The organism is Paraburkholderia sediminicola (assembly GCF_046030555.1).
Classification (GTDB): Bacteria; Pseudomonadota; Gammaproteobacteria; order Burkholderiales; family Burkholderiaceae; genus Paraburkholderia; species Paraburkholderia sediminicola_E.
This window is the reverse complement of record NZ_JAQQCH010000017.1, coordinates 1-20,211: the sequence shown is the minus strand read 5'-3', so window position 1 is coordinate 20,211 and position 20,211 is coordinate 1. Positions and strand designations below refer to the sequence as shown.

Sequence of the window (20,211 nt, the reverse complement as noted above, 5' to 3'; positions counted from 1 at the left end):
TCCATGAGTGGGGCCTCGCTGTGCCGAGGCGAAGGCGATGATCCCACCGCGCCCAAACGAAGCCCCGGGTTTTCCTGGCAGACCCGTCCGCGACGCACGCAGTGCGGAGTGGGAGCTGACGAATCCTTTGTCATTAACGCTAAATGAGCGAGGACACAGATTCCAGATGCACCACTATCCCGTCCGAGCCAGGGGACCCACTTAAGAATTAGCGGTTTGAGCCGCTTTCTCTTGCTTACTTCTCTTTGCGGCCGGCAAAGAGAAGTAAGTGCCCGCCCCGCACAGGGGCGACGCTAATAAACCAATAAGAAAACAAGGAAAGGCCAAAGAAGCAGGCACACAACAATAAGCGCCGCGCAGGCAAACAAAAGAGGGAAAGGCCAACACCATAAAAACACAGACAAACAAAGCGCCGCACAGGCAAAAAACAACAAAACCCCACCCATAAACCCCAAAACCAGCGCACACTACAGCCCTACTGCTCCCTCGCGGAGCGACAACGCCAACTGGGGGTCCATCATGGCAAAAGGTCAAGTACGCAGTAACCGCGAAGCGAAGAAACCGAAACAGGAGAAGAAACTGAAACCGGCAACTTCACCCTCGGGCGCGCCGCCGATCCGCGTAGCACAACCCGCATCGACAACACCGAAGAAACACTAAGCACGCACTAAGCGAGTAAGCCCGCCCCGCCAGGCGGGCATCACCCATCCGCAAAGCACTACCTCGAAATATCCTCCAAGGCGACACCCCGCGTCTTCGGCCCAAGCGTCCCGATAGCAAGCATTACGATCACCATCGCTCCCGAGATAAACACAAACACCCCATTCACGCCAAACCGGCTCAAACACCCCGCAATCACAAACGCGGAAAACATCGCCGAAATCCGGCTCCACGAATAAACAAATCCCACTGCCCTCGCCCGAATACTCGTCGGAAATAGTTCGGCCTGGTAAGCGTGATAGCTATACGAAATAATATTGCCCGCCAGCACAAGACATACGCCCAGACTCACCAGCAACACCGTCTCACGCGCCTGGCTGAACAGCAACCCGCACACCACGTTCACCGCCGCCATGCAGATGATCACCGTCTTACGTTCGAAGCGGTCCGCAATCAACATCCCCAGCAACGGTCCCAGCGGCGCGGCAATCGCAATGATGCTCGCGTACATCAAACTCGTCGTGACGGTAATGCCCTGCTTGATCAGCAACGTCGGAATCCAGTTCGCGAAGCCGTAATAACCCATCGTCTGAAACACGTGGAAAATGATCAGCATCAGCGTGCGCTTTCGATACGGCGGCACCAGCAGATCGCGAAACGCCGCGCGCGCGCGCACCGGTTCGGGCAACGCCGGCTCCGGCAAAGGCCGTCCATATTCTCGTTCCACACGCGCTTCGAGTCGCTTCATCACCGCGTCGGCTTCTTCGATGCGGCCTTTCTGTGCCAGCCAGCGTGGACTCTCCGGCAAACGCAGACGAATCCACCACACCACGATCGCGCCCGTCACGCCGGTCAGCACGACCAGACGCCAGCCATCGAGGCCAAAGTAACGGTGCGGCACCAGCAAATAGGATAGAAATGCGACGATCGGCACCGCGCAGAAACCAACTGCCTGCGAAAAGGCCGACGCGCGGCCCCGCACATGCTTCGGCACGAGCTCGGAGATATACGTGCCGATCGTCACGATCTCCACGCCAATACCGATCCCCGCGATGAAGCGCCAGAGATTGAGCCCAAGCGCCGTGTCCTGGAACGCCATGATGATGTTGGCCGCGGTGTACCACAGCAGCGACCACGTGAAGATCGCGCGCCGGCCAAAGCGGTCGGCGAGAAAGCCGCATGCCGCCGTGCCGATAAAGAGGCCCGCGAACAACGCCGCGATGAAACTCGCCACGCCGCTGGTGCCGAACAGACCATGCGTCGTCGCGGTGAGAATGCCGCTGCGCACGAGGCCCGGCGCGATGTAGCCGGAGAACATCAGGTCGTACAGTTCGAAGAACAAGCCGAGGCTCAGCAGCATCACCAGTTGCCAGATCGAGCGCGTGGCGGGCAAGCGGTCGAGCCGCGCGGAAATGCGGGCTCCCTCCAGCGCTATTGCATCAGCGCGAGCGCCTACCGATGTATCGGCGTCCGAAGGCACACCACCCAGCGCGCCAGCATCGCCGACCGCCGTCGCATACACCACATGATTCGACGATTTCATCGTCCGTCTCCATTGTCGATCGGAGTTAGCGCTTTAACTGTCGACCAGAGTTCGCGCGTTAGCGCGTTACGCATGGTCCCATGCAAAGCAGTTGCTCCGAGCCCGTGCAAAATGGTTGTTGAATGCCGGTCTGACGCCGGATGAGATTTGATTGACTACGTTCAATACATCGAGCCTCCGCAACGCAGCGGCGCTACGCCCATCATTTGCGCAGGCGCTTTTTAGGTCGCTGCTCGACGTCTCGTTAGCCGAGACACTCATGCGGCTTTGGCTACCGCCCCAGGAACCGCTGCGGTCACGCCGCTTCCCGCGGCGACTTCGTCACGCCGCCGCCCAACGCCGCGATCTGCGCTTCGTCGTAGCCCAAACCGCGCAGCACGTCAGCGGTGTGCTCGCCGATCTTTGCGATCGGCTGGCGCGGTTGCAGGCGAGCGCCATCCATCGAAATCGGCAGCAAGGGCATCGCGGTTTCGCTTCCGTCATCCAGCGTCAATCGAGCAAGACCACCGCTCTCGTTCAGATGCGGATCGGCGAACAGGTCTTCGGGTTTCGTAATCGACGCGAACGGGATGTGGTCACGTTCGAACAGCGGCACGAGCGCCGCGCCTTCGAAACGACTCAAGGTTTCGCCAAGCGTCTTCAGCAACCATTCGCGCGCCAGCACGCGCTCGTTGTTGGTCGCGAGGCGCGGGTCGGCCAGCAGATCGGCGCGGCCGAGAATCGCGCACAGCGCGCGCCACTGACCGTCGCCGGTCGCGGCGATAAACATCTGTTCGTCGTTGGCAAGCTGGAACACGTCGTAGACGGCCCATGCGCTGATGCGTTCGGGCATCGGCGCAGCGGGCACGCCGGTCGCGGCGAACTGCTGCATGTGTTGCGCGGAGAGCAGCACACAGTTTTCGAACAGGGCGCTCTGCACTTCCTTGCCGCGTCCACTCGTATGCCGTTCGTGCAACGCGGCAAGCACGCCGATTGCGCCGAACATGCCGCCCATAATGTCGTTGACCGAACTGCCTGCACGCAACGGACGGCCTACCGGTCCGGTCATGTAGGCGAGGCCGGCCATCATCTGCACGACTTCGTCGAGCGCGAGACGATGTTCGTATGGACCGTTCAGAAAGCCCTTGTGCGAGACGTAGATCAACTTGGGATTGCGTTCGCGCAGCGACGCGTAATCGAGACCCAGGCTCGCCATGCGGCCCGGCTTGAAGTTCTCGACGAACACATCCGCGGTATCGACCAGCTTGTGCAGCGCGGCCAGTCCCGCTTCGCTATCGAGGTCGAGCGCGACACTCTTCTTGTTGCGATTGAAGGTGCGAAAGAACCCCGCACCTGTGCCGAGCAAACGGCGCGTACCGTCGCCGCGCGGCGGCTCGACCTTGATGACTTCGGCGCCGAGATCGCCAAGAATCATCCCGCAGGTCGGCCCCATCACCATATGCGACAACTCGATCACCCGGATGCCCGCAAGCGGCAACGCGCTCCGCTGCTCCGCCGACGACGCAGGCGCAGATGAAGCGGAAGATGCAGATGCAGATGCAGACGTGGAAGCAGACGTAGAAGAAACCGGATTCATTGCAGCACCTGTGAGTCGGAAGATTCAAAACGTAGCGCAGCGGCACTGAACTGCTTCGGCAAACCGGCACGCGCCAGATAGCCGTACAACGGCTCGCCGGGCAAGCCGTCGGCGAGGACGTCGCGCGACGCGATGAGTCTGATGAGATCGATGCCGGTGTCGTAGCCCATGCTGTCGAGCATGAACACGAGGTCTTCAGTGTTCACATTGCCGGTCGCGCCCGGCGCATGCGGGCAGCCGCCGAGGCCGGCCAGCGACGCGTCGAATTCGCGGATGCCATGCTGTAGCGCTATCAGCGTATTCGCCAGGCCGAGGCCTCGCGTGTCATGGAAATGCAGCGAGCGCAGCTTGCTGCCCGCGACCTCTCGCACCAGTTCGATGATTTCGCCGACCTGGCGCGGCGTCGCTTCGCCGGTGGTGTCGCCAAGCGCGATGACATCGGCGCCTGCCCGCAACGTGGCGCGCGCAATCGCGGCGATGTCGGCGTAAGGCACCACGCCTTGCAACGAGCAGCCGAACACCGTCGACAGACCGGCGATCAATTCGACGCGCCGCGAGTTCGCACTCGCAGCGCTATCGATCAGCTCGCGCATCGCGGCAAATGACTCGATCATCTCGGCGGGCGTCTTGCGAACATTGGCAACGCTATGCGCCGTGCTCACCGAAATCGGCGCGACGATCCGGTGCACGCCGGAGTCGAGCGCACGTTGCGCGCCCTTCAGGTTCGGCACCAAGGCCGTCACGATGAGATCGTCGTAGGTGAGCGCATGGGCGATCACTTCGTCGGCGTCGGCCATTTGCGGCAGCAGCTTAGCCGGCACGAACGACGCGACCTCCATATGCCGCACGCCGGCAGCATACGCGGCATCGATCCAGCGCCGTTTGAACTCGGTAGGCATTGTGCGAGTAATGCTTTGCAGGCCGTCGCGCATGCCGACTTCGGTCACGACGACGCGCTCCTGGGTGTCACTCATGGTCTTGAATCCCGGTCTTGAACCTTGCGTGGAATACGGGGATGAAGCAGCTGTGTGACAGCGTGCCCGCGTGCGGTCGCGCAGCAAAGTCTGCGTTGACGACGTACTCCATCGCCGCTCGCGATGGCGGCAGACGCAATCGGGACGGGCGTGCGCCGTCGCAAAGGGAAAACCCTTAAGGGCTTTTCAGAGGATGCCAAGAGCACGTTGTGAGAGCGTGCAAAGAACGGCGGGAACGTCAGAGAGGCCTTCGGGCGGATGACCGTAAAACGCTCAGCAGGCGTTCAGAGGGCGTCCCGGCTACACCAAAAAGCAAACCGCAGCCGGCACTCAGACCGAGCGCAGCAAATGATCGAGTAAATGCGACGCCGCCAACGTCAGCGCATTGCGGTCGCGCATGCAGATCACGAAGCGCCGCTCTGCCCATGCTTCCTGCAAGGGCACGGCGACGATGCCGTATTCGTCGGCGGCATGCCTGGGCAGCGCTTCGCTCGGCAGGATTGCGACGGCGAGGCCTGCCTGGATAAACCGATAGGCGGCATCGAAGGTCGATACGTAGGTTCGATAGTTGAGCTCGCTGCCTTTTTCCACCGCAATGCGCTGCATGAGCGCGTTCACCGACGCGTTCGATGCGAGCCCGAGATGATCGAATGCCAAGGTCTGATCGAAGCTGATTGCGGCCTCACCGGCCAGTGGATGATCGCGCGGCACGATCAGCGCGAGATGATCGGAGCGATACTGCAGCACGTCGAGACTGCCCATCGGCACCACATCGCGGCAGATGCCGAGATCGGCTACGCCCTCTTCCAGACCGCGTACGATCTCGGCGCTGACACGCTCCTCGACGTCGACACGAATCTGCGGATTGGCTTTAAGAAACACCGACAGCGCCTCGGGTAAAAACTCGACCATCGACGACACATTCGCCAGCACCCGCACATGACCGCGCGCGCCGGCCGCGTATTCGCTGAGCTCCGCCTGCAAGCGTTCGTGACCGCGCATGATGAGCCGCGCGTGCCTGAGCAGCGCCTCGCCGGCCGCGGTCGCGCGCACGCCGCGCTGGCTGCGCGAGAGCAGCGCGACGTCGACCAGTGCTTCGAGATCCGCGAGCCGCTTGCTGACCGCGGACGGCGCGATGAACTCGCGTTCAGCCGCGCGCGCAATCGTGCCTTCTTCGCAGACGGCGATAAACAGGCGCAACGTCACCTGATCGATTTGCCACATGGACGGGCGTGCCCCGATGTTTGAAGTGGGAAAATTATGCCCGAGGAAGGCGGCGGGCGAGTCCATCCCAGGGTATCCACGACCGGCACGCTGGTTTGCGCGGTCAATCGGGTGCTGAGTTGCGAGGGCCGATCATGTGCCGAGCGGCGTAGTTTGCAGGTGTGCCAGGTTGTGCTGCCGGATCCTCGCAGCCTTGCCCGGGATTTTCGGTCTGGCTATGCTTGAGGGCGCGTCGGCCGGACGCCCGTCGACAAGCATGCGAAAAGCACAGCGCGCGACGACCTACGAAGCAGAACAACCGATAAAGGCTTTGCCATGTCCACCACCAGTCTCTTCATCACCTCAGCGGGTGTCGGCCTCGCGATTGCCGCGCCGGTCGGGCCGATGGGCATGCTGTGCATCCGCCGCACGCTGACCGGCGGTCCGCGCGCGGGGCTGGCGATCGGGTTCGGCATCGCGAGCGGCGATGCATGCTACGGTCTGATCGCGGCACTCGGGCTGGTCGGCATTTCGCAATTCATGCTTGCCTACGACCGGCCCCTGCATCTGATCGCCGGTGTGTTTCTGCTGTATCTCGGCGTGCGTACGCTATTGCAGAAACCGCCCGCCGACGCCGCAGACGGCAACGGCGATAGCAACGGCAAGCTCGCTCAGGTGGGCCGCGCCGGCGCGTTGCGCGCGTATGCGAGTTCGTTACTGCTCACGCTGACCAACCCGCAGACCGTTATCATGTTCGCCGCATTGTTCACGACGCTCGCGCCGCGTGGCGCGTTTTCATCGAGCATCGCGTTGACCACGGTAGGCGGCGTGTTTTGCGGTTCGATCGCGTGGTGGTGTTTTCTCGTGACCTTGGTGTCGCTCGCGCGTCATGCGATCGGCAGCAAGCTGCGCGTGGCGATCGACCGGATCGTCGGGTTCACGCTGGCGGCCTTCGGCATCGTCGAGATTCGCCGCGCGCTGTGAGTGGGATTCAGACGCTGGCGTACGCAAGCCCGGCAGTTTTGCGACAATAGCGGCTTTCGCCGCGCCGCGAGGGGCCTGTCGCCGACATTCGCCGACGCCCGACGGCAAGCGCGCGCCGGCCTTGCCGCCTAACCTGTCCAACCCACCCGACCGTCAGCGGTCTGCTCAATGGCTCTTCCCCACATCGATCTGCTGTACTCCGTCTCCGGCCTGTTCGTCGGCTTTCTGGTCGGATTGACGGGCGTTGGCGGCGGCTCGCTGATGACGCCGATCCTGGTTCTGCTGTTCAATGTGCATCCGGCGACCGCGGTCGGTACCGATCTGCTGTACGCGGCCGCCACCAAGGCGACCGGCACCCTTGTGCACGGCCTGAAAGGCTCCGTCGACTGGCAGATCACACTGCGCCTCGCGGCCGGCAGCGTCCCTGCGGCCACTATCACCTTGATCCTGCTGCATCGTTACGGGATGGACACCCCGGGCGCGGGCCGGGTGATCCAGATCGTGCTCGGCGCCGCCCTGCTGGTGACAGCCGTGGCGCTCATATTCCGCCCGCAACTCGCGGCGCTCGGTGCGCGCCGTCAGCGCGCGCCGAGGCAGGGGCGCACGCTCGCGCTCACCATGCTGACCGGCGCGGTGCTGGGCGTGCTGGTGTCGCTGACGTCGGTGGGCGCGGGCGCCATCGGCGTGACGGTGTTATTGCTGCTGTATCCGTTGCTGCCGACCACGCGCATCGTCGGCTCCGATATCGCACATGCGGTGCCGCTCACGCTGCTGGCGGGCGCGGGGCACTGGCTACTGGGTTCGGTCGACTGGTCGATGCTGCTGTCGCTGCTGGTGGGATCGTTGCCGGGCATCGCGATCGGCAGCTATCTGTCGTCGCGCGCACCGGACGCGCTCCTGCGCAATGTGCTCGCCGCAACGCTCACGCTGGTCGGCGTGCGCCTCGTGCTGGCATGAAGCGGGAATCCTGACAGACGACTTTGGTACGCAGCTTGAAGTGCCTGCCTTGGGTAGCTGCCTGTGGCATTGGCCTTTGGGTGCCTGACTTTGGCGCCTGCTTCAGGCGCCGGCAAAAACGCCAGCGCTCCCCTTCCGGGCCGTCTCTATTTGAAAAACCGACAGGTCAGATCGGTCTCGAACTGCCTGACCCATTGGCCGTGATGGTCGTGATAACACTGCGCCCAGCCGCCGCGTCGAATCGTGACGAGGCGTTCGCGCGCGGTGTCGCCCGGATCCAGGCAGGCGCTGATGTCGAAATGCGCCGGCGCAAAACCGTGCCGTGCGCACACCAGTTCGAAAGCCGCCCGATCGCCGATCGGCAAATCGGTATAGCGCAACAGCGTGGTTTCCATGGCGTTGACTCCGGTTCCACTTGCATCACAGTACGCTTCGCGACGCGTCAATTGTGTGTCACAGCGTACAGACGGACCGTTACGGTACCAGGGTTCAGCCCACAACGGGTCTGAACCATCATCATCGCTTCAAAAATCGCCGCTACGAAAAATAAAGCGAAAAAAAAGGGCTCTGGCTATTCGCCGGAACCCTTGCGCTGGCATGCATCATGTTGGCGCATAGCGATATCGAATCGCCCGCACCTCCGATGCAGCCCTAAGCGCCTGCCGGCGCCTCACGCGCCTCCTGCAAGCCGCTTGATGGCAGGCCGCTTATCGCGGCCTGCTCACTCCCGCCGTTTTACTGCTGAACAACGGTCAGCTTGTTCGCCACCGACGTCACGCCGGCGACGCCCTTGGCCGCTTCACCGGCAGCGTCGATCTGACCTTGGTCAGGCACTGAGCCCGTCAGCGTCACCGCACCGCCACGCGCACGCACGGCGATGTTCGAAACGTCGATGCCTTGCGCCTTGGCGAGCGCGCTGCGCACCTTGCGACCCAGTTGGCTATTGGCCTTCTTGCCGGCCTTGGCGCTTGCAGCCGGCGCTGCGGTCGTGCCCGTCGCCGTTGCATCGCTTGCCTGAGCGTACACATTGCACGCCACCACCATCGCCACGACTGAGCCCAGCGTTTTCAGAAAACCGACCGATTTCATAGTTTCTCCTTAGCTACACATTGGACCGCATGTACAAGCGGTTTCGTTACGACTACGGGCGACCATGCTGCGGACGCGGCAAAGCGCGGCCCAGCGACGGCCAACTATGGCTGCAACACGGTGTGCGAGAGGCGAGAGAGGCCGGCCGCCGTGAATCGCACGATGCCACGCATGCGATGCGGTACGAGAGCCGGCAAGCCGCGAAGTCCGCTGGCGCGCCCGGTTCTTGTCAGTCTTGCCGGGTCACGCCGCGCAAACGTCTGATCGCGGCAGCGATCCACAATTTAATCTAGCCGCGCCAGAAGCGCAAAGGGTTTAGTCATACCGCGAGGTGCGTGCCGGCTGCCGTGGGGACTTGTACCGTGTTTTTTTCATGCGTCGTTCATATTTAGGTCGGGGCGTGGTTCATCCGCCGTTCACGAGGGGTTCAGCCCCCGCTCATGGACCGTCACGCGCCGTTCACGCGCCGTTCACGAATTGTTACGGGTTTGACGGCGCCCGCCCCAGCCGGACACTGCGCCGCCGCGCGATTCTCAGGTACCATCGGCGCGACATGCCCTGCCGCGCGGCTTGTACGGCTTATGCGCATTTCGCCGCGGCCAGCCCGCACAGCGCAAACGCCTCGACCCGGTTCGCGCGCCGCAGAGCGCCGCCACCCTGTTCACTTTCGACCGTAGCCGTCACGTCCCTGATGAAGCCAGCCACCGGCCGCAAACGCCCTCCCCGTCTCGTCGCCCGTTTCGTGGCGATCTCCTGGCGCGATCTGGCGGTCTCTTTCGGGCCGATCCTGCTGATCGCCATCGCGGCGATCTGGGTCGCCGTGCGCCTGATCCAGCCCGCCCCACCCAATACGCTGACGATCAGCGCCGGCCCCGAAGGCAGCACCTTCTGGAATGCAGCGCAGAAGTACAAGACGATTCTGGCGCGCAACCGTATCACCCTGAACGTGTTGTCCTCGGAAGGCTCGCTGCAGAATCTCAAACGGCTGTCAGACCCGAACTCGAACGTCGACGTCGGCTTCGTGCAGGACGGCGTCTCACCCGGCCCGGTGAGCGGGGACCTGATGTCGCTCGGCAGCGTGGCATATGTACCGCTGGCGATCTTCTATCACGGACCGACGGTCACGCGCCTCTCCGAATTCAAGGGCTTGCGGCTCGCCGTCGGTGCCGAGGGCAGCGGCACACGTGAGCTGGCGCTCGCGTTGCTCAAGGCAAACGGCATCGTGCCGGGCGGCCCGACCAAACTGCTGCCCCTCTCGGGCGACGACGCCGCCCAGGCACTCGTCGCCGGCAAAATCGATGCGGCTTTTCTGGCCGGCGATTCAGCGCAACCGGCGGTAATGGGCAAGCTTTATCGCACGCCGAATGTGCAGTTCTACGACTTCACCCAGGCCGATGCCTACACCCGTCGTTTTCCGTATCTGACGCAGCTCGAGATGCCGATGGGCGCGTTCGACCTCGGCAAGAATCTGCCGTCCGCCCCCATTCACATGGTGGCGCCAACCGCCGAACTGGTGGCGCGCAACTCGCTGCACCCCGCGCTTTCCGATCTGCTGATCGAAGCGGCGCGCGAGGTCCACGGCAAGGCGAACGTCATGCAGCGCGCCGGCGAATTCCCCGCCCCGCTCGCACACGATTTCCCGATCAGCGACGACGCTGCCCGCTACTACAAATCAGGCAAGAGCTTCCTCTACCGGGTCCTGCCGTTCTGGCTGGCGAGTCTCGCGGACCGGTTGCTGGTAGTCGTGGTGCCGTTGATCGTGCTGCTGATTCCGGCGCTGCGTCTCGTGCCGGCGCTGTATGCATGGCGGGTGAAATCGCGCATCTACCGCTGGTACGGCGCGCTGATCGCGATCGAACGAAGCGCGCTCAGCGAGTACTCGGCCGCCGAACGCGCGTCGCTGATCGAGCGGCTCGATACGATTGAAGAGTCGGTGAACGGTCTGAAAATGCCGCTTGCCTATGCGGATCAGTTCTACGTGCTGCGCGAGCATATCGGTTTCGTGCGCGAGCGGCTCACGCATAGCCGCGAGGCTCAGCGCGACGCAGCGGCCGAACCCGGCGACGGGCCGCAACCGCCCGAGGCCGGGCGCGCAGCAGAAGACGGCGACACCACTGAATCACCTGAGGAGCGGGGAGCCGCCGAGGCAGACGAACCGCCGGCTGGCCGCCCCGCCTGAGGACTCAATATCGACAGCCTCCCGCGGTCGGCGCACACGTCTGCTGGAGTGGCTGCGTCCGATCTGATTTGACAGCGGCCGCCACGACGGCGCAGCAACCAGGCACGATGTCCGCCGTGCCGTCCGTCGTCGGCGAGAAACCAAACGGTGCAAGCGGCGGCCGCACCGCGTAAGATCATTACAATTCCGACGGTCCAGCAGACGACACCGTGCGGAACAGGCAATTCGGGAGACATTTATGACCGTTGGCATCGACGCCAGGCAACCGCTGTGGTTTTACGACTTTGTCTCACCGTTCACTTACCTGTTGCTCGAGCAACACGACAAATGGCCGGGCTTCGACTTCGCGTTCACGCCGGTCGTGCTGAACGACCTCTATCGCCACTGGGGCCAGCGGCCCGCTTACAGCGTGCCCGCCAAACGCACCTTCCTGTATCGCCACGCGCTGTTTCGCGCGGAGCAACTCGGCATTCCGTTCAAGATGCCGCCGGCCCATCCGTTCGAATCGATGAAACCGCTCCTGCTCGCCACCGCGGCGAAGGGCGACATCGGCTTCGTGCGCGAAATTTTCCGTTTCATCTGGCGTGAAGGCCGCGATCCGTCGAGCGATGCTGCGTTCGCCGAACTATGCGAGCGCGTGGGTATGCCGGACGGCCCGGAACTCATCAAGAACGAAGAGGTGAAAGCGCAATTGCAGCGCAACACCGCGGATGCGATCGGTCTGGGCGTCTACGGCGTGCCGACCTTCTGTCTGAACGACCAGTTGTTCTGGGGCGAAGACGCGTTGCCGATGGTGCTGTATTGCGCACGCACGCCGAACTGGCTCGAGTCGAAGGAAGTGAAGCGGGTCAGTTCGCTACCTTCAGGCTTGGCGGACAACTGAACGAAAGCGAGGCGTAAGTTTCGTGCAAACAGGCACGCCGCGCTTGCGTCTGTGCATGTCTTTTCAGACGTGATTGCGCCAAAAAGGGCGTCCTGATGCCGGCCATACCGTGCCCGCTATGCCGCCACACCGCAAACGGGCCTAAGGTTATAACCTTTGCGCCCCGCTCTCGCGATCTGACTCGCGGGCGGCTCCGACCGACGCTTCATCCGGGCCCGACCTGCTTGCATCGCCTCGCCTAAACCATGGACGATTCCGCCGCTTCCCTCGATATCTGGCTCGTGCGCGTGCTGCGCACGCTGATCGTCGAGCGCAGCGTCACGCAAACCGCACTGCGTCTGAATCAGACCCAGCCTGCCATCAGCACCGCGCTGCGCAAACTGCGCGAGACGCTGAACGATCCCATCCTTGTGCGCGGTAAATCGGGCATGGTGCCGACCGAATACGGCGAATCGCTGCTGGCCTCGGCGCAACGCGTGTTGCGCGAAGTCGATTTCGTGGCGACACCGCACGGTGACTTCGACCCCGGCCGCTCACGCCGTACCTTCCGCGTGGCCGCGCCGGATTATCTGAATGACTTCTTCATGCCGACCGTGATCGCGCAGTTCCGCGAAGCGGCGCCACATGCGCGTCTGGAAATCGATTCGCTGAGCCCGATGCTCGACCATTCGGCCGCGCTCGATGCGGGCGAACTCGATCTGGTGATCGGCAACTGGCCGAAGCCGGATCTGCGTTTTGAGCGCAGCGACCTGTTCTCCGACACGGTGGTGTGTCTGATGCGCGCCGACCATCCGCTCGCGCGCACACCGATGACGCGCGAAGCGTATCTCGCCGCGCCACATCTCGCGCCAACGGCATACAGCGGCGCGAGCGGCGGCGCCGTCGATATCGGATTCGCGCGGGCCCGCGCCGAGCGGCGTATCGTCGCCACGCTGCCCTACTTCGGCCTCGTACCGCAAACGCTGCTCCAGTCGGATCTGATCTTTACGACGACACGCCGTTTCGCGATGCACTATGCGAGCATCCTGCCGCTCGCGGTGGTCGAAGTGCCGATTCCGTTTCCACGCATCAAGTGTTATCAGCTATGGCATCCGCAGCCGGACCGGCCGAGCGATGTCGGCTGGCTGCGCGCGTTGATGTCGCAAGTGTCGGACGGGTTGATCGCGCAGAAGGTGCGGCGCGCGAAACGGCCGGCAAAAAAAGAAACGTCAGCCGCGGAGGGCTGACGTTCTGGTTTGGTGCTTGACGTTACACTTGGCTCTTGCCGCTTAGACGCTTGCGTAAAGCTTCTGCGTCACTGCCTGCGCCGCGGCCTGCCGTGTACGGATCTGTAGCAACTCAGCGCATACCGCAACCGCGATCGCCGAAGGCGCTTTGTCAACAATGCCGGTCACGCCGATCGGGCACGTCATCTCCACCAGCCGGTCCAGATCCACGCCGCGATCCAGCAAACGACGCTCGAATTTCACCCGCTTCGTCTTCGAACCGATCATGCCGAAGTAGGTGAAATCGCGCCGCCGCATGATGCGCGCAGCGAGCGAAAAGTCGAGCGCGTGGTTATGCGTCATCACGAGAAAATACGCACCGGGTGGCGCCGTATCGACGATTGCGTCAGGCGTGTCGGTCGCTTCGATCTGCACGTTGGCGGGCGTTTCGTCGGGGAACAGTTCGTCGCGCTCATCGACCCACTGAACCACGCACGGCAAGCGGCCAAGCAGCGTGACGAGCGCATGGCCAACATGCCCCGCGCCAAACAGCACGATGTGCATCGGCGCCGGGCGCGGTGCTTCCACGGCGCTGCGCCGGCCGATCTGAACGGAAGAAAAGTCGTTCATGGCGATCAATCCAGTTGGTTTCGATATTTGCACGATGGCTCTGCCTGACGGTTTCTGACGGCTACTGCCGCGCCGCCGCGGTTGCTGCGCGCACTGCGCCGACTGCCTTGAGGATTTCCTCGCTGGTCGCGGGCGCATTCAGCGGCGGGTTGACCTTGTGGTTACCCACGGCCGACACGGCATCGCGCACGGCAAAGAACACCGAGAACGGCAGCAGCAGCGGCGGCTCGCCGGTCGCCTTCGAACGATGGATGCTGTCCTCCGCGTTGCGGTTCTTGAACAGGCGCACACGGAAGTCCGGCGGCGTATCGTTGACCGTAGGAATCTTGTAGGTGGACGGCGCGTGCGTCATCAGCTTGCCGCCCGCGTTCCACCACAGTTCTTCGGTCGTGAGCCAGCCCATGCCCTGGATAAACGCGCCCTCCACCTGGCCGACGTCGAGCGCCGGGTTCAGCGATGCGCCAACGTCATGCAGAGCATCCGCGCGCAGCACGCGCATTTCGCCGGTCAGCGTATCGATCACCACTTCCGACACCGCCGCGCCGTACGAGTAATAGTAGAACGGCCGGCCCTGCAGCTTCGATTGATCCCAGTAGAGCTTTGGCGTCGCGTAGAAGCCGTCCGACCAGAGTTGGACACGCGCGACGTAGGCCTTCGCGATCACTTCTTCGAACGGCACGATCATCTCGCCGACCACCACGCGGTCGTGCACGAAACGCACTTCCGAAGCAGACACCTGCCCTGCGCCGAAACGCTCGGCGGCGAAGGCCGACAGACGTTCGCGCAACTGGCGCGCGGCATCTTGCGCCGCCTTGCCGTTCAGGTCCGAACCGGTCGATGCAGCGGTCGCCGACGTATTCGCGATCTTGCTCGTGTCCGTCGCCGTGACGCGGATGCGGTTAAAGCCGATGCCCAGTTCATGTGCGACGACTTGCGCGACCTTCGTGTTCAAACCCTGGCCCATTTCGGTGCCACCGTGGTTCACCAGCACTGAACCGTCGGTATAGATATGCACCAGCGCGCCGGCCTGGTTGAAGTGGGTCACGTTGAACGCGATGCCGAACTTGACCGGCGTCAGTGCCAGTCCCTTCTTCAGCACTTCGTTGTTCGCATTGAACTCGTTGATCGCTGCACGGCGCGCGCGGTATTCGCTGGTCGCTTCGAGCTCGTCGATCAGTTCGTGAATCACGTTGTCTTCGACCACCTGACCATACGGCGTCTGGTTGCGCTCGGTCTTGCCGTACAGATTGCGACGGCGCACATCGAGCGAATCCTCGCCGACCGAACGCGCGACGTTGTCCATGATGTACTCGATCGCGAACGCGCCTTGCGGGCCACCGAAGCCGCGGAACGCGGTATTCGACTGCGTGTTGGTCTTGCCGCAGAAGCCGTCGATCGTCACGTCGGACAACCAGTACGCGTTGTCGAAGTGGCACAGCGCACGCGTCATCACCGGACCGGACAGGTCGGCGGAGAAGCCGCAACGCGAGGTCATGTCGACCGTCACACCGTCGATCACGCCCTTGTCGTCGTAGCCCACTTCATAGGTGTAGTGGAAGTCGTGACGCTTGCCGGTGACCATCATGTCGTCGTCGCGGTCCGGACGCAGCTTGACCGGGCACAGCAGCTTCCATGCAGCCAGCGCCGCGCAGCACGCGAACAGACCCGATTGCGATTCCTTGCCGCCGAAACCACCGCCCATGCGGCGGCATTCGATCAGTACGTTGTGCGATGCCACGCCCAACGCGTGCGCGACCATGTGCTGCATTTCAGTCGGGTGTTGCGTCGAACAGTAGACGTGCATGCCGTCATCGTCCTTCGGCACCGCGTACGAAATCTGGCCTTCCAGATAGAACTGTTCCTGGCCGCCGAGCAGCATCTCGCCGGCTTCGCGATGCGCCGCACGGGCGATCTTCGTACCGGCTTCGCCGCGCGCGAGTTTCATCGGCGGCAAGACGTGTTGATTCGCGGCGCGGGCCTGTTGTGCGGTGAGAATCGCGGGCAATTCTTCGTAGACAACTTCGGCGCGGCGTGCAGCGAGACGCGCGGTCTCGTGCGAGATCGCGACCACGATGAACATCGGCTGGCCGACGTACTGCACGAGGCCGTCCGCGAGAATCGGATCGTCGCCGTGGATGATCGGACCGACGTCGTTGACGCCGGGGAAATCCTCGGCGGTAAAGATCGCGACCACACCCGGCGTGGCGCGTACTTTGTCGAGCGACATCGACACGATCTTCGCGTGCGCTTTCGGCGACAGGCCGAGCGCGGCGTGCAGCGTGCCGGCGAGCGTCGGAATGTCGTCAGTGTAAGTAGCGCGGCCGCTCACGTGCAAATGTGCGGACTCGTGCGGACGCGAGACGTGGACCTGGGTAAAGTCGTCGAGATCCTGAAGGTCTTTCAGGAACGGTTCAGCATGCTGATTCATTCTTGTTTCTCCGTATCCTTTTAAGAAAACGCTGGGCCACCCCAGGTTTTCCGCCCCGCAGGAAGTCCCCTTCGGGACCTCCCCCTAGGGGGCCTGGCGCTTAGCGCCGGGGTTGGGGGCGCTCTGCCCCGTCTCAGGCGCTCTCGCCGACCGGGGCGCACGCAGCGGCAACCGCGCGAACATCCAGCGCGCTCTTCGGCAGCGGATTGCTCGGACGCGTTTCGAGCCAGAAGCGGTACAACGTGTTCTTCGCCGCTTCGAGGCGGTAGTTGCTGGTCGCGCGCATATCGCTAAGCGGCGCGTAGTCAATGCCGAGCGCGAGCATCGCGGCCTGCGCGGTCGCTTCGTGCCATTCGGCGTCGCGCAGCACGGCTTCAGCGTGCGTCGCGCGCTTCGACGTGGCGGCCATGCCGCCGAACGCGATGCGCGGCTCGCGGATCACGTTGCCGTCGGCGATGAAGGAGAACGCGGCGCACACTGCCGAGATATCCGAGTCGAAACGCTTCGACAGCTTGTAGGTGCGGAACTGCAGGTTCTTACGCGCACCGGTGCGGGTCGGCACCTTCAGGCCGACCACGAACTCATGCTCTGCCATGTCCTTCTTCTGATACGCGAGGTACAGATCCTCGAGCGGCATTTCGCGTTCGATCTCGCCGCCGCGCACGATCACATGCGCGCCGAGCGCGATCAGACCGGGCATCGAATCGCCGATCGGCGAGCCGTTGGCAATATTGCCGCCGAGCGTGCCAGCATTGCGGATCGGCAGCGACGCGAAGCGTTGCTGCATCTCGAACAGTTCCGGGTACTGCTTGACGATTTCCGTGTAGCCCCGTTCGACGCTCACACCCGCGCCGATCTCGATCCACTCGTCGTTGGTTTCGAGCTTTTGCAGCTCGGCGATCTGGCCGACGTAGACGATGTTGCCGAGCTCGCGCATCATCTTGGTGACCCACAGGCCGATGTCCGTGCTGCCGGCGAGAATACGCGTGGCCGGTTCGGCCTCCTTGATTCTGGCAAGCGCCTCAACCGTGCGCGGCGCGGCGAATTGCTGGCCGGCGTGCTGGTAGTGAAACGTGTCCTTGCGCTCGAGCGTGGCGAGCGTTTTCGACAGCGCTTCGATGTTGACCGGCGCTTTCGGTGCCGGCGCTTCGAACATGCGCACGGCGGCATCGACGATCGGACGATAGCCCGTGCAGCGGCACAAATTGCCGGTCAGCGCGTTGCTGATCGCGTCACGCGACGGCACGGTCCGGTTCGCGCAGCTATGTTCGTGGCCGTGCTTTTCGTACAGCGACCACATCGACATCACGAAACCCGGCGTGCAGAAACCGCACTGTGAACCGTGGCACTCCACCATCGCTTCCTGCACCGGATGCAGCGAGCCGTCCGGCTGGCGCAGGTCTTCGACGGTGTAGAGCGCCTTGCCGTCTAACGTCGGCACGAACTGGATGCAGGCGTTGACCGCCTTGAAGTCGACGCCGCCCGCCTCGTTGCGCTCACCGATCACGACCGTGCACGCGCCGCAGTCGCCTTCAGCACAGCCTTCCTTGGTGCCGGTGCAATGCGCGTCCTCGCGCAAATACTGCAGGACGGTGCGGGTGACGGGCGCATCCTTGATCTCACGGATCGCGTTGCGGTGGTAGAAGCGAATCGGCTCAGTCATGTCTCGTTACTCTCAATGTTCTGTGTCCGTGGGGACGTGCAGCGATGATGATTCGAAAACTATCACCGTCAATAAATACAACCCATAGCAGGGATCGCATGCGGGACATATCCGCGAAACGATATAGAGATAGTTTTGAGGCGCGGTTGACTTATGTTGATGTGGCTGTTTTGCCATATTTTTATACAAAAAATAGTCTAACTGCCATTATCGATCACGGTCATTCATCCAATGCGCATGGGAAGGCCGCTCGCGCAGGGTGAAAAGTGACCACTATAGAAATCCGGCACCTTTATTTGGGCACCCAAACTATTAAGCAACCCCTGCAAGAGAATCGGTTCCATGGGAAAATCACGCCTTTCCGCCGTTTTCAAGTCTCGTTTTCCCCATGTCCACCGACTCAGCGACACCTCGCAGCGAATTTTCGACGACCCTGCAGATCATTCCGGTCGTCTTTTTCACGTTTCTTTGCTATCTGACGATCGGAATTCCGCTCGCGGTGCTGCCTGGCTACGTCCATGACGACCTGGGTTACAGCGCGGTGCTGGCTGGCGCGGCGATCAGCGTGCAGTACCTGGCAACGCTGGCATCGCGGCCGCTGGCCGGCCGCTCGGCCGACACGTTGGGGCCGAAGCGAACGGTGTCGATCGGCTTGCTGGGCTGCGGTGCGAGCGGGATTTTGTTGCTGGTGGCCGTGTTATGCGTGCGCTGGCCGGTGTTGAGCCTCGGATTGCTGGTGTGCAGCCGTCTCGTGCTCGGCTTTGGTGAAAGCCTGTGCGGCACCGGCGCAATTTTGTGGGGCATTGGCCGGGTGGGCACGAGCAACAACGCCCGGGTAATTTCGTGGAACGGTATCGCGACTTATGGCGCGCTCGCGATTGGCGCGCCGCTCGGTGTAGCCATTGCGCACAGCGTTGGGTTCGCCGCGTTGGGCGTTCTGGTGGTTCTGCTGGCGGCACTTGGCTTTTATCTGGCGCGGCCTATCGCGCCGGTGCCGATCGTGCATGGCGAGCGGATGTCGTACCGGAGCGTGTTCACGCGGGTCCTGCCGCATGGCATCGGGCTGGCGCTCGGCTCGGCGGGCTTTGGGTCAATTGCGACGTTCATCACGCTGTTTTATGCCGCACGGCATTGGCCGAATGCGGCTTTGTCGTTGACTGTTTTCGGCACGCTGTTCATCGGCGCGCGCCTGTTGTTCGCCAATACGATCAAGGCTTACGGTGGATTTCGGGTCGCGATTGCTTCGTTTTCGTTTGAATGTGCAGGGTTGTTGATGTTGTGGTTGGCGCCTGAGCCGCATATTGCCCTTGCTGGGGCGGCGTTGACCGGGTTTGGGTTTGCTTTGGTGTTTCCTGCTCTCGGCGTTGAAGCGGTTGGGCTCGTGCCGCCTGCTAGCCGTGGCGCGGCTTTGTCAGCCTATTCCGTGTTTCTCGATCTCTCGCTGGGGATTACTGGGCCGTTGGCCGGCTATATCGCTGGGGAGTTTGGCTATGGTTCGGTGTTTCTGTTTGCAGCGGTGGCTTCCGCAATGGCGGTCGTGCTGTCGACGATGATGTATCTGCGCAATTCGCGAGTGCCGAATGTGCCTGCGGCGCTGTGATTTTTTTTGCCTGCTCGGCGTGGTGATTGGGTGGTTGCCTGCGGCGTCGGTTTTTGGTTGATCTGGCTGCTTTGGTTTTTGGTTTTTTGGCCTTTCCTTGAATTCTTAGTGGTCTATTAGTGTTCGCCCCTGTGCGGGGCGGCACTTACTTTCTTTGCCGCCGCAAAGAAAGATAAGCAAAGAAAGCGGCTCACACCGCTAATTCTTAAGCGGGTCCCCCGCACAGTCGCGGTGGTGGCGCATCTGGAATCCGTGCTCTCGCACACTCCGCTCTCGTGACACGGGCGTCATACTTCCGGCGGCGCTGCGCGCGCCGAAGCGCGCTTCTTAAAACCAATTGCTGTGTTTTCGCACTCGCGCTTCATCGGCATTTCGCCGAGGGGAAGCCGACGGTCCCTCCACGCCCAAACCAAGCCCGGGGTTTCCCATGCAACTGCGTCGTCGCCGAGGCGAAGCCGACGGCCCCACAGCGCTGAACCGAAGCCCCGGGTTTTCCTGGCAGCCCCATCCGCGACGCACGCAGTGCGGAGTGGGAGTTGATGAGTGCTGTGTCACTCCGGCTGAATGTGCGAGAGCACGGATTCCAGATGCGCCACCACCGCGACTGTGCGGGGGACCCGCTTAAGAATTAGCGGTT

At 62.8% G+C, this 20,211-nt stretch carries 15 protein-coding genes; 6 read left to right on the top strand and 9 right to left on the bottom strand.

Annotation, left to right across the window (positions count from 1 at the left end; all coding sequences use genetic code 11):
• Nucleotides 1-718: 718 nt before the first annotated feature.
• From PQQ52_RS22945 to PQQ52_RS22930, 4 genes are all read right to left on the bottom strand, one after another.
• Nucleotides 719-2,203 carry an MFS transporter gene (locus PQQ52_RS22945; RefSeq protein ID WP_408216268.1) on the bottom strand — a complete coding sequence of 495 codons (1,485 nt, stop codon included), beginning with the start codon at nt 2,201-2,203 and terminating at the stop codon, nt 719-721.
• 295 nt (nt 2,204-2,498) lie between these two features.
• Nucleotides 2,499-3,779, bottom strand: coding sequence for a CaiB/BaiF CoA transferase family protein (locus PQQ52_RS22940; protein ID WP_408216265.1), 1,281 nt, complete (start codon nt 3,777-3,779; stop codon nt 2,499-2,501).
• Nucleotides 3,776-4,753, bottom strand: coding sequence for a hydroxymethylglutaryl-CoA lyase (locus tag PQQ52_RS22935; RefSeq protein ID WP_408216263.1), 978 nt, complete (start codon nt 4,751-4,753; stop codon nt 3,776-3,778). Before PQQ52_RS22935 ends, PQQ52_RS22940 begins: the two co-directional genes overlap by 4 nt.
• 330 nt (nt 4,754-5,083) lie before the next feature.
• Nucleotides 5,084-5,977, bottom strand: coding sequence for a LysR family transcriptional regulator (locus PQQ52_RS22930; RefSeq protein WP_408216260.1), 894 nt, complete (start codon nt 5,975-5,977; stop codon nt 5,084-5,086).
• Nucleotides 5,978-6,292: 315 nt separating this feature from the next.
• Here PQQ52_RS22930 and PQQ52_RS22925 point away from each other — a divergent pair, with 315 nt between their 5' ends.
• Nucleotides 6,293-6,940 carry a LysE family translocator gene (locus PQQ52_RS22925; protein WP_408216257.1) on the top strand — a complete coding sequence of 216 codons (648 nt, stop codon included), beginning with the start codon at nt 6,293-6,295 and terminating at the stop codon, nt 6,938-6,940.
• 168 nt (nt 6,941-7,108) lie between these two features.
• Nucleotides 7,109-7,897, top strand: coding sequence for a sulfite exporter TauE/SafE family protein (locus tag PQQ52_RS22920; RefSeq protein ID WP_408216254.1), 789 nt, complete (start codon nt 7,109-7,111; stop codon nt 7,895-7,897).
• A 146-nt stretch (nt 7,898-8,043) separates the two neighbouring features.
• Here the strand turns inward: PQQ52_RS22920 and PQQ52_RS22915 are convergent, their stop codons facing one another.
• Together PQQ52_RS22915 and PQQ52_RS22910 are read right to left on the bottom strand one after the other, a co-directional pair.
• Complete coding sequence (locus PQQ52_RS22915) at nt 8,044-8,292, bottom strand: hypothetical protein (protein WP_408216251.1); 249 nt, start codon at nt 8,290-8,292, stop codon at nt 8,044-8,046.
• Nucleotides 8,293-8,632: 340 nt separating this feature from the next.
• On the bottom strand, nt 8,633-8,986 hold the full coding sequence (locus PQQ52_RS22910) for a BON domain-containing protein (protein WP_408216249.1): 354 nt from the start codon (nt 8,984-8,986) through the stop codon (nt 8,633-8,635).
• A 691-nt stretch (nt 8,987-9,677) separates the two neighbouring features.
• Between PQQ52_RS22910 and PQQ52_RS22905 the strand changes: the two genes are divergently transcribed.
• The 3 genes from PQQ52_RS22905 to PQQ52_RS22895 all read left to right on the top strand — a co-directional run bounded on the left by PQQ52_RS22905 (nt 9,678) and on the right by PQQ52_RS22895 (nt 13,274).
• Nucleotides 9,678-11,165: a TAXI family TRAP transporter solute-binding subunit gene (locus PQQ52_RS22905; RefSeq protein WP_408216246.1), complete on the top strand. Its 1,488-nt coding sequence runs from the start codon at nt 9,678-9,680 to the stop codon at nt 11,163-11,165.
• Nucleotides 11,166-11,403: 238 nt separating this feature from the next.
• Nucleotides 11,404-12,048 carry a 2-hydroxychromene-2-carboxylate isomerase gene (locus PQQ52_RS22900; protein WP_408216244.1) on the top strand — a complete coding sequence of 215 codons (645 nt, stop codon included), beginning with the start codon at nt 11,404-11,406 and terminating at the stop codon, nt 12,046-12,048.
• 245 nt (nt 12,049-12,293) lie between these two features.
• Entirely contained in the window at nt 12,294-13,274 is a 981-nt protein-coding gene (locus tag PQQ52_RS22895) for a LysR substrate-binding domain-containing protein (protein WP_408216241.1), read from the top strand.
• 42 nt (nt 13,275-13,316) lie between these two features.
• Here the strand turns inward: PQQ52_RS22895 and xdhC are convergent, their stop codons facing one another.
• From xdhC to xdhA, 3 genes are all read right to left on the bottom strand, one after another.
• On the bottom strand, nt 13,317-13,883 hold the full coding sequence (gene xdhC, locus PQQ52_RS22890; RefSeq protein ID WP_408216239.1) for a xanthine dehydrogenase accessory protein XdhC: 567 nt from the start codon (nt 13,881-13,883) through the stop codon (nt 13,317-13,319).
• Nucleotides 13,884-13,944: 61 nt separating this feature from the next.
• The gene (xdhB, locus tag PQQ52_RS22885; RefSeq protein WP_408216236.1) at nt 13,945-16,311 is read right to left on the bottom strand and encodes a xanthine dehydrogenase molybdopterin binding subunit; all 2,367 of its coding nucleotides are present in this window, start codon (nt 16,309-16,311) and stop codon (nt 13,945-13,947) included.
• Nucleotides 16,312-16,444: 133 nt separating this feature from the next.
• On the bottom strand, nt 16,445-17,974 hold the full coding sequence (gene xdhA / locus PQQ52_RS22880; RefSeq protein ID WP_408216234.1) for a xanthine dehydrogenase small subunit: 1,530 nt from the start codon (nt 17,972-17,974) through the stop codon (nt 16,445-16,447).
• A gap of 388 nt (nt 17,975-18,362) precedes the next feature.
• On the opposite strand from xdhA, the gene PQQ52_RS22875 reads away from it, so the two are divergent.
• Nucleotides 18,363-19,574, top strand: coding sequence for an MFS transporter (locus PQQ52_RS22875; protein WP_408216231.1), 1,212 nt, complete (start codon nt 18,363-18,365; stop codon nt 19,572-19,574).
• The last annotated feature ends 637 nt before the right edge of the window (nt 19,575-20,211 follow it).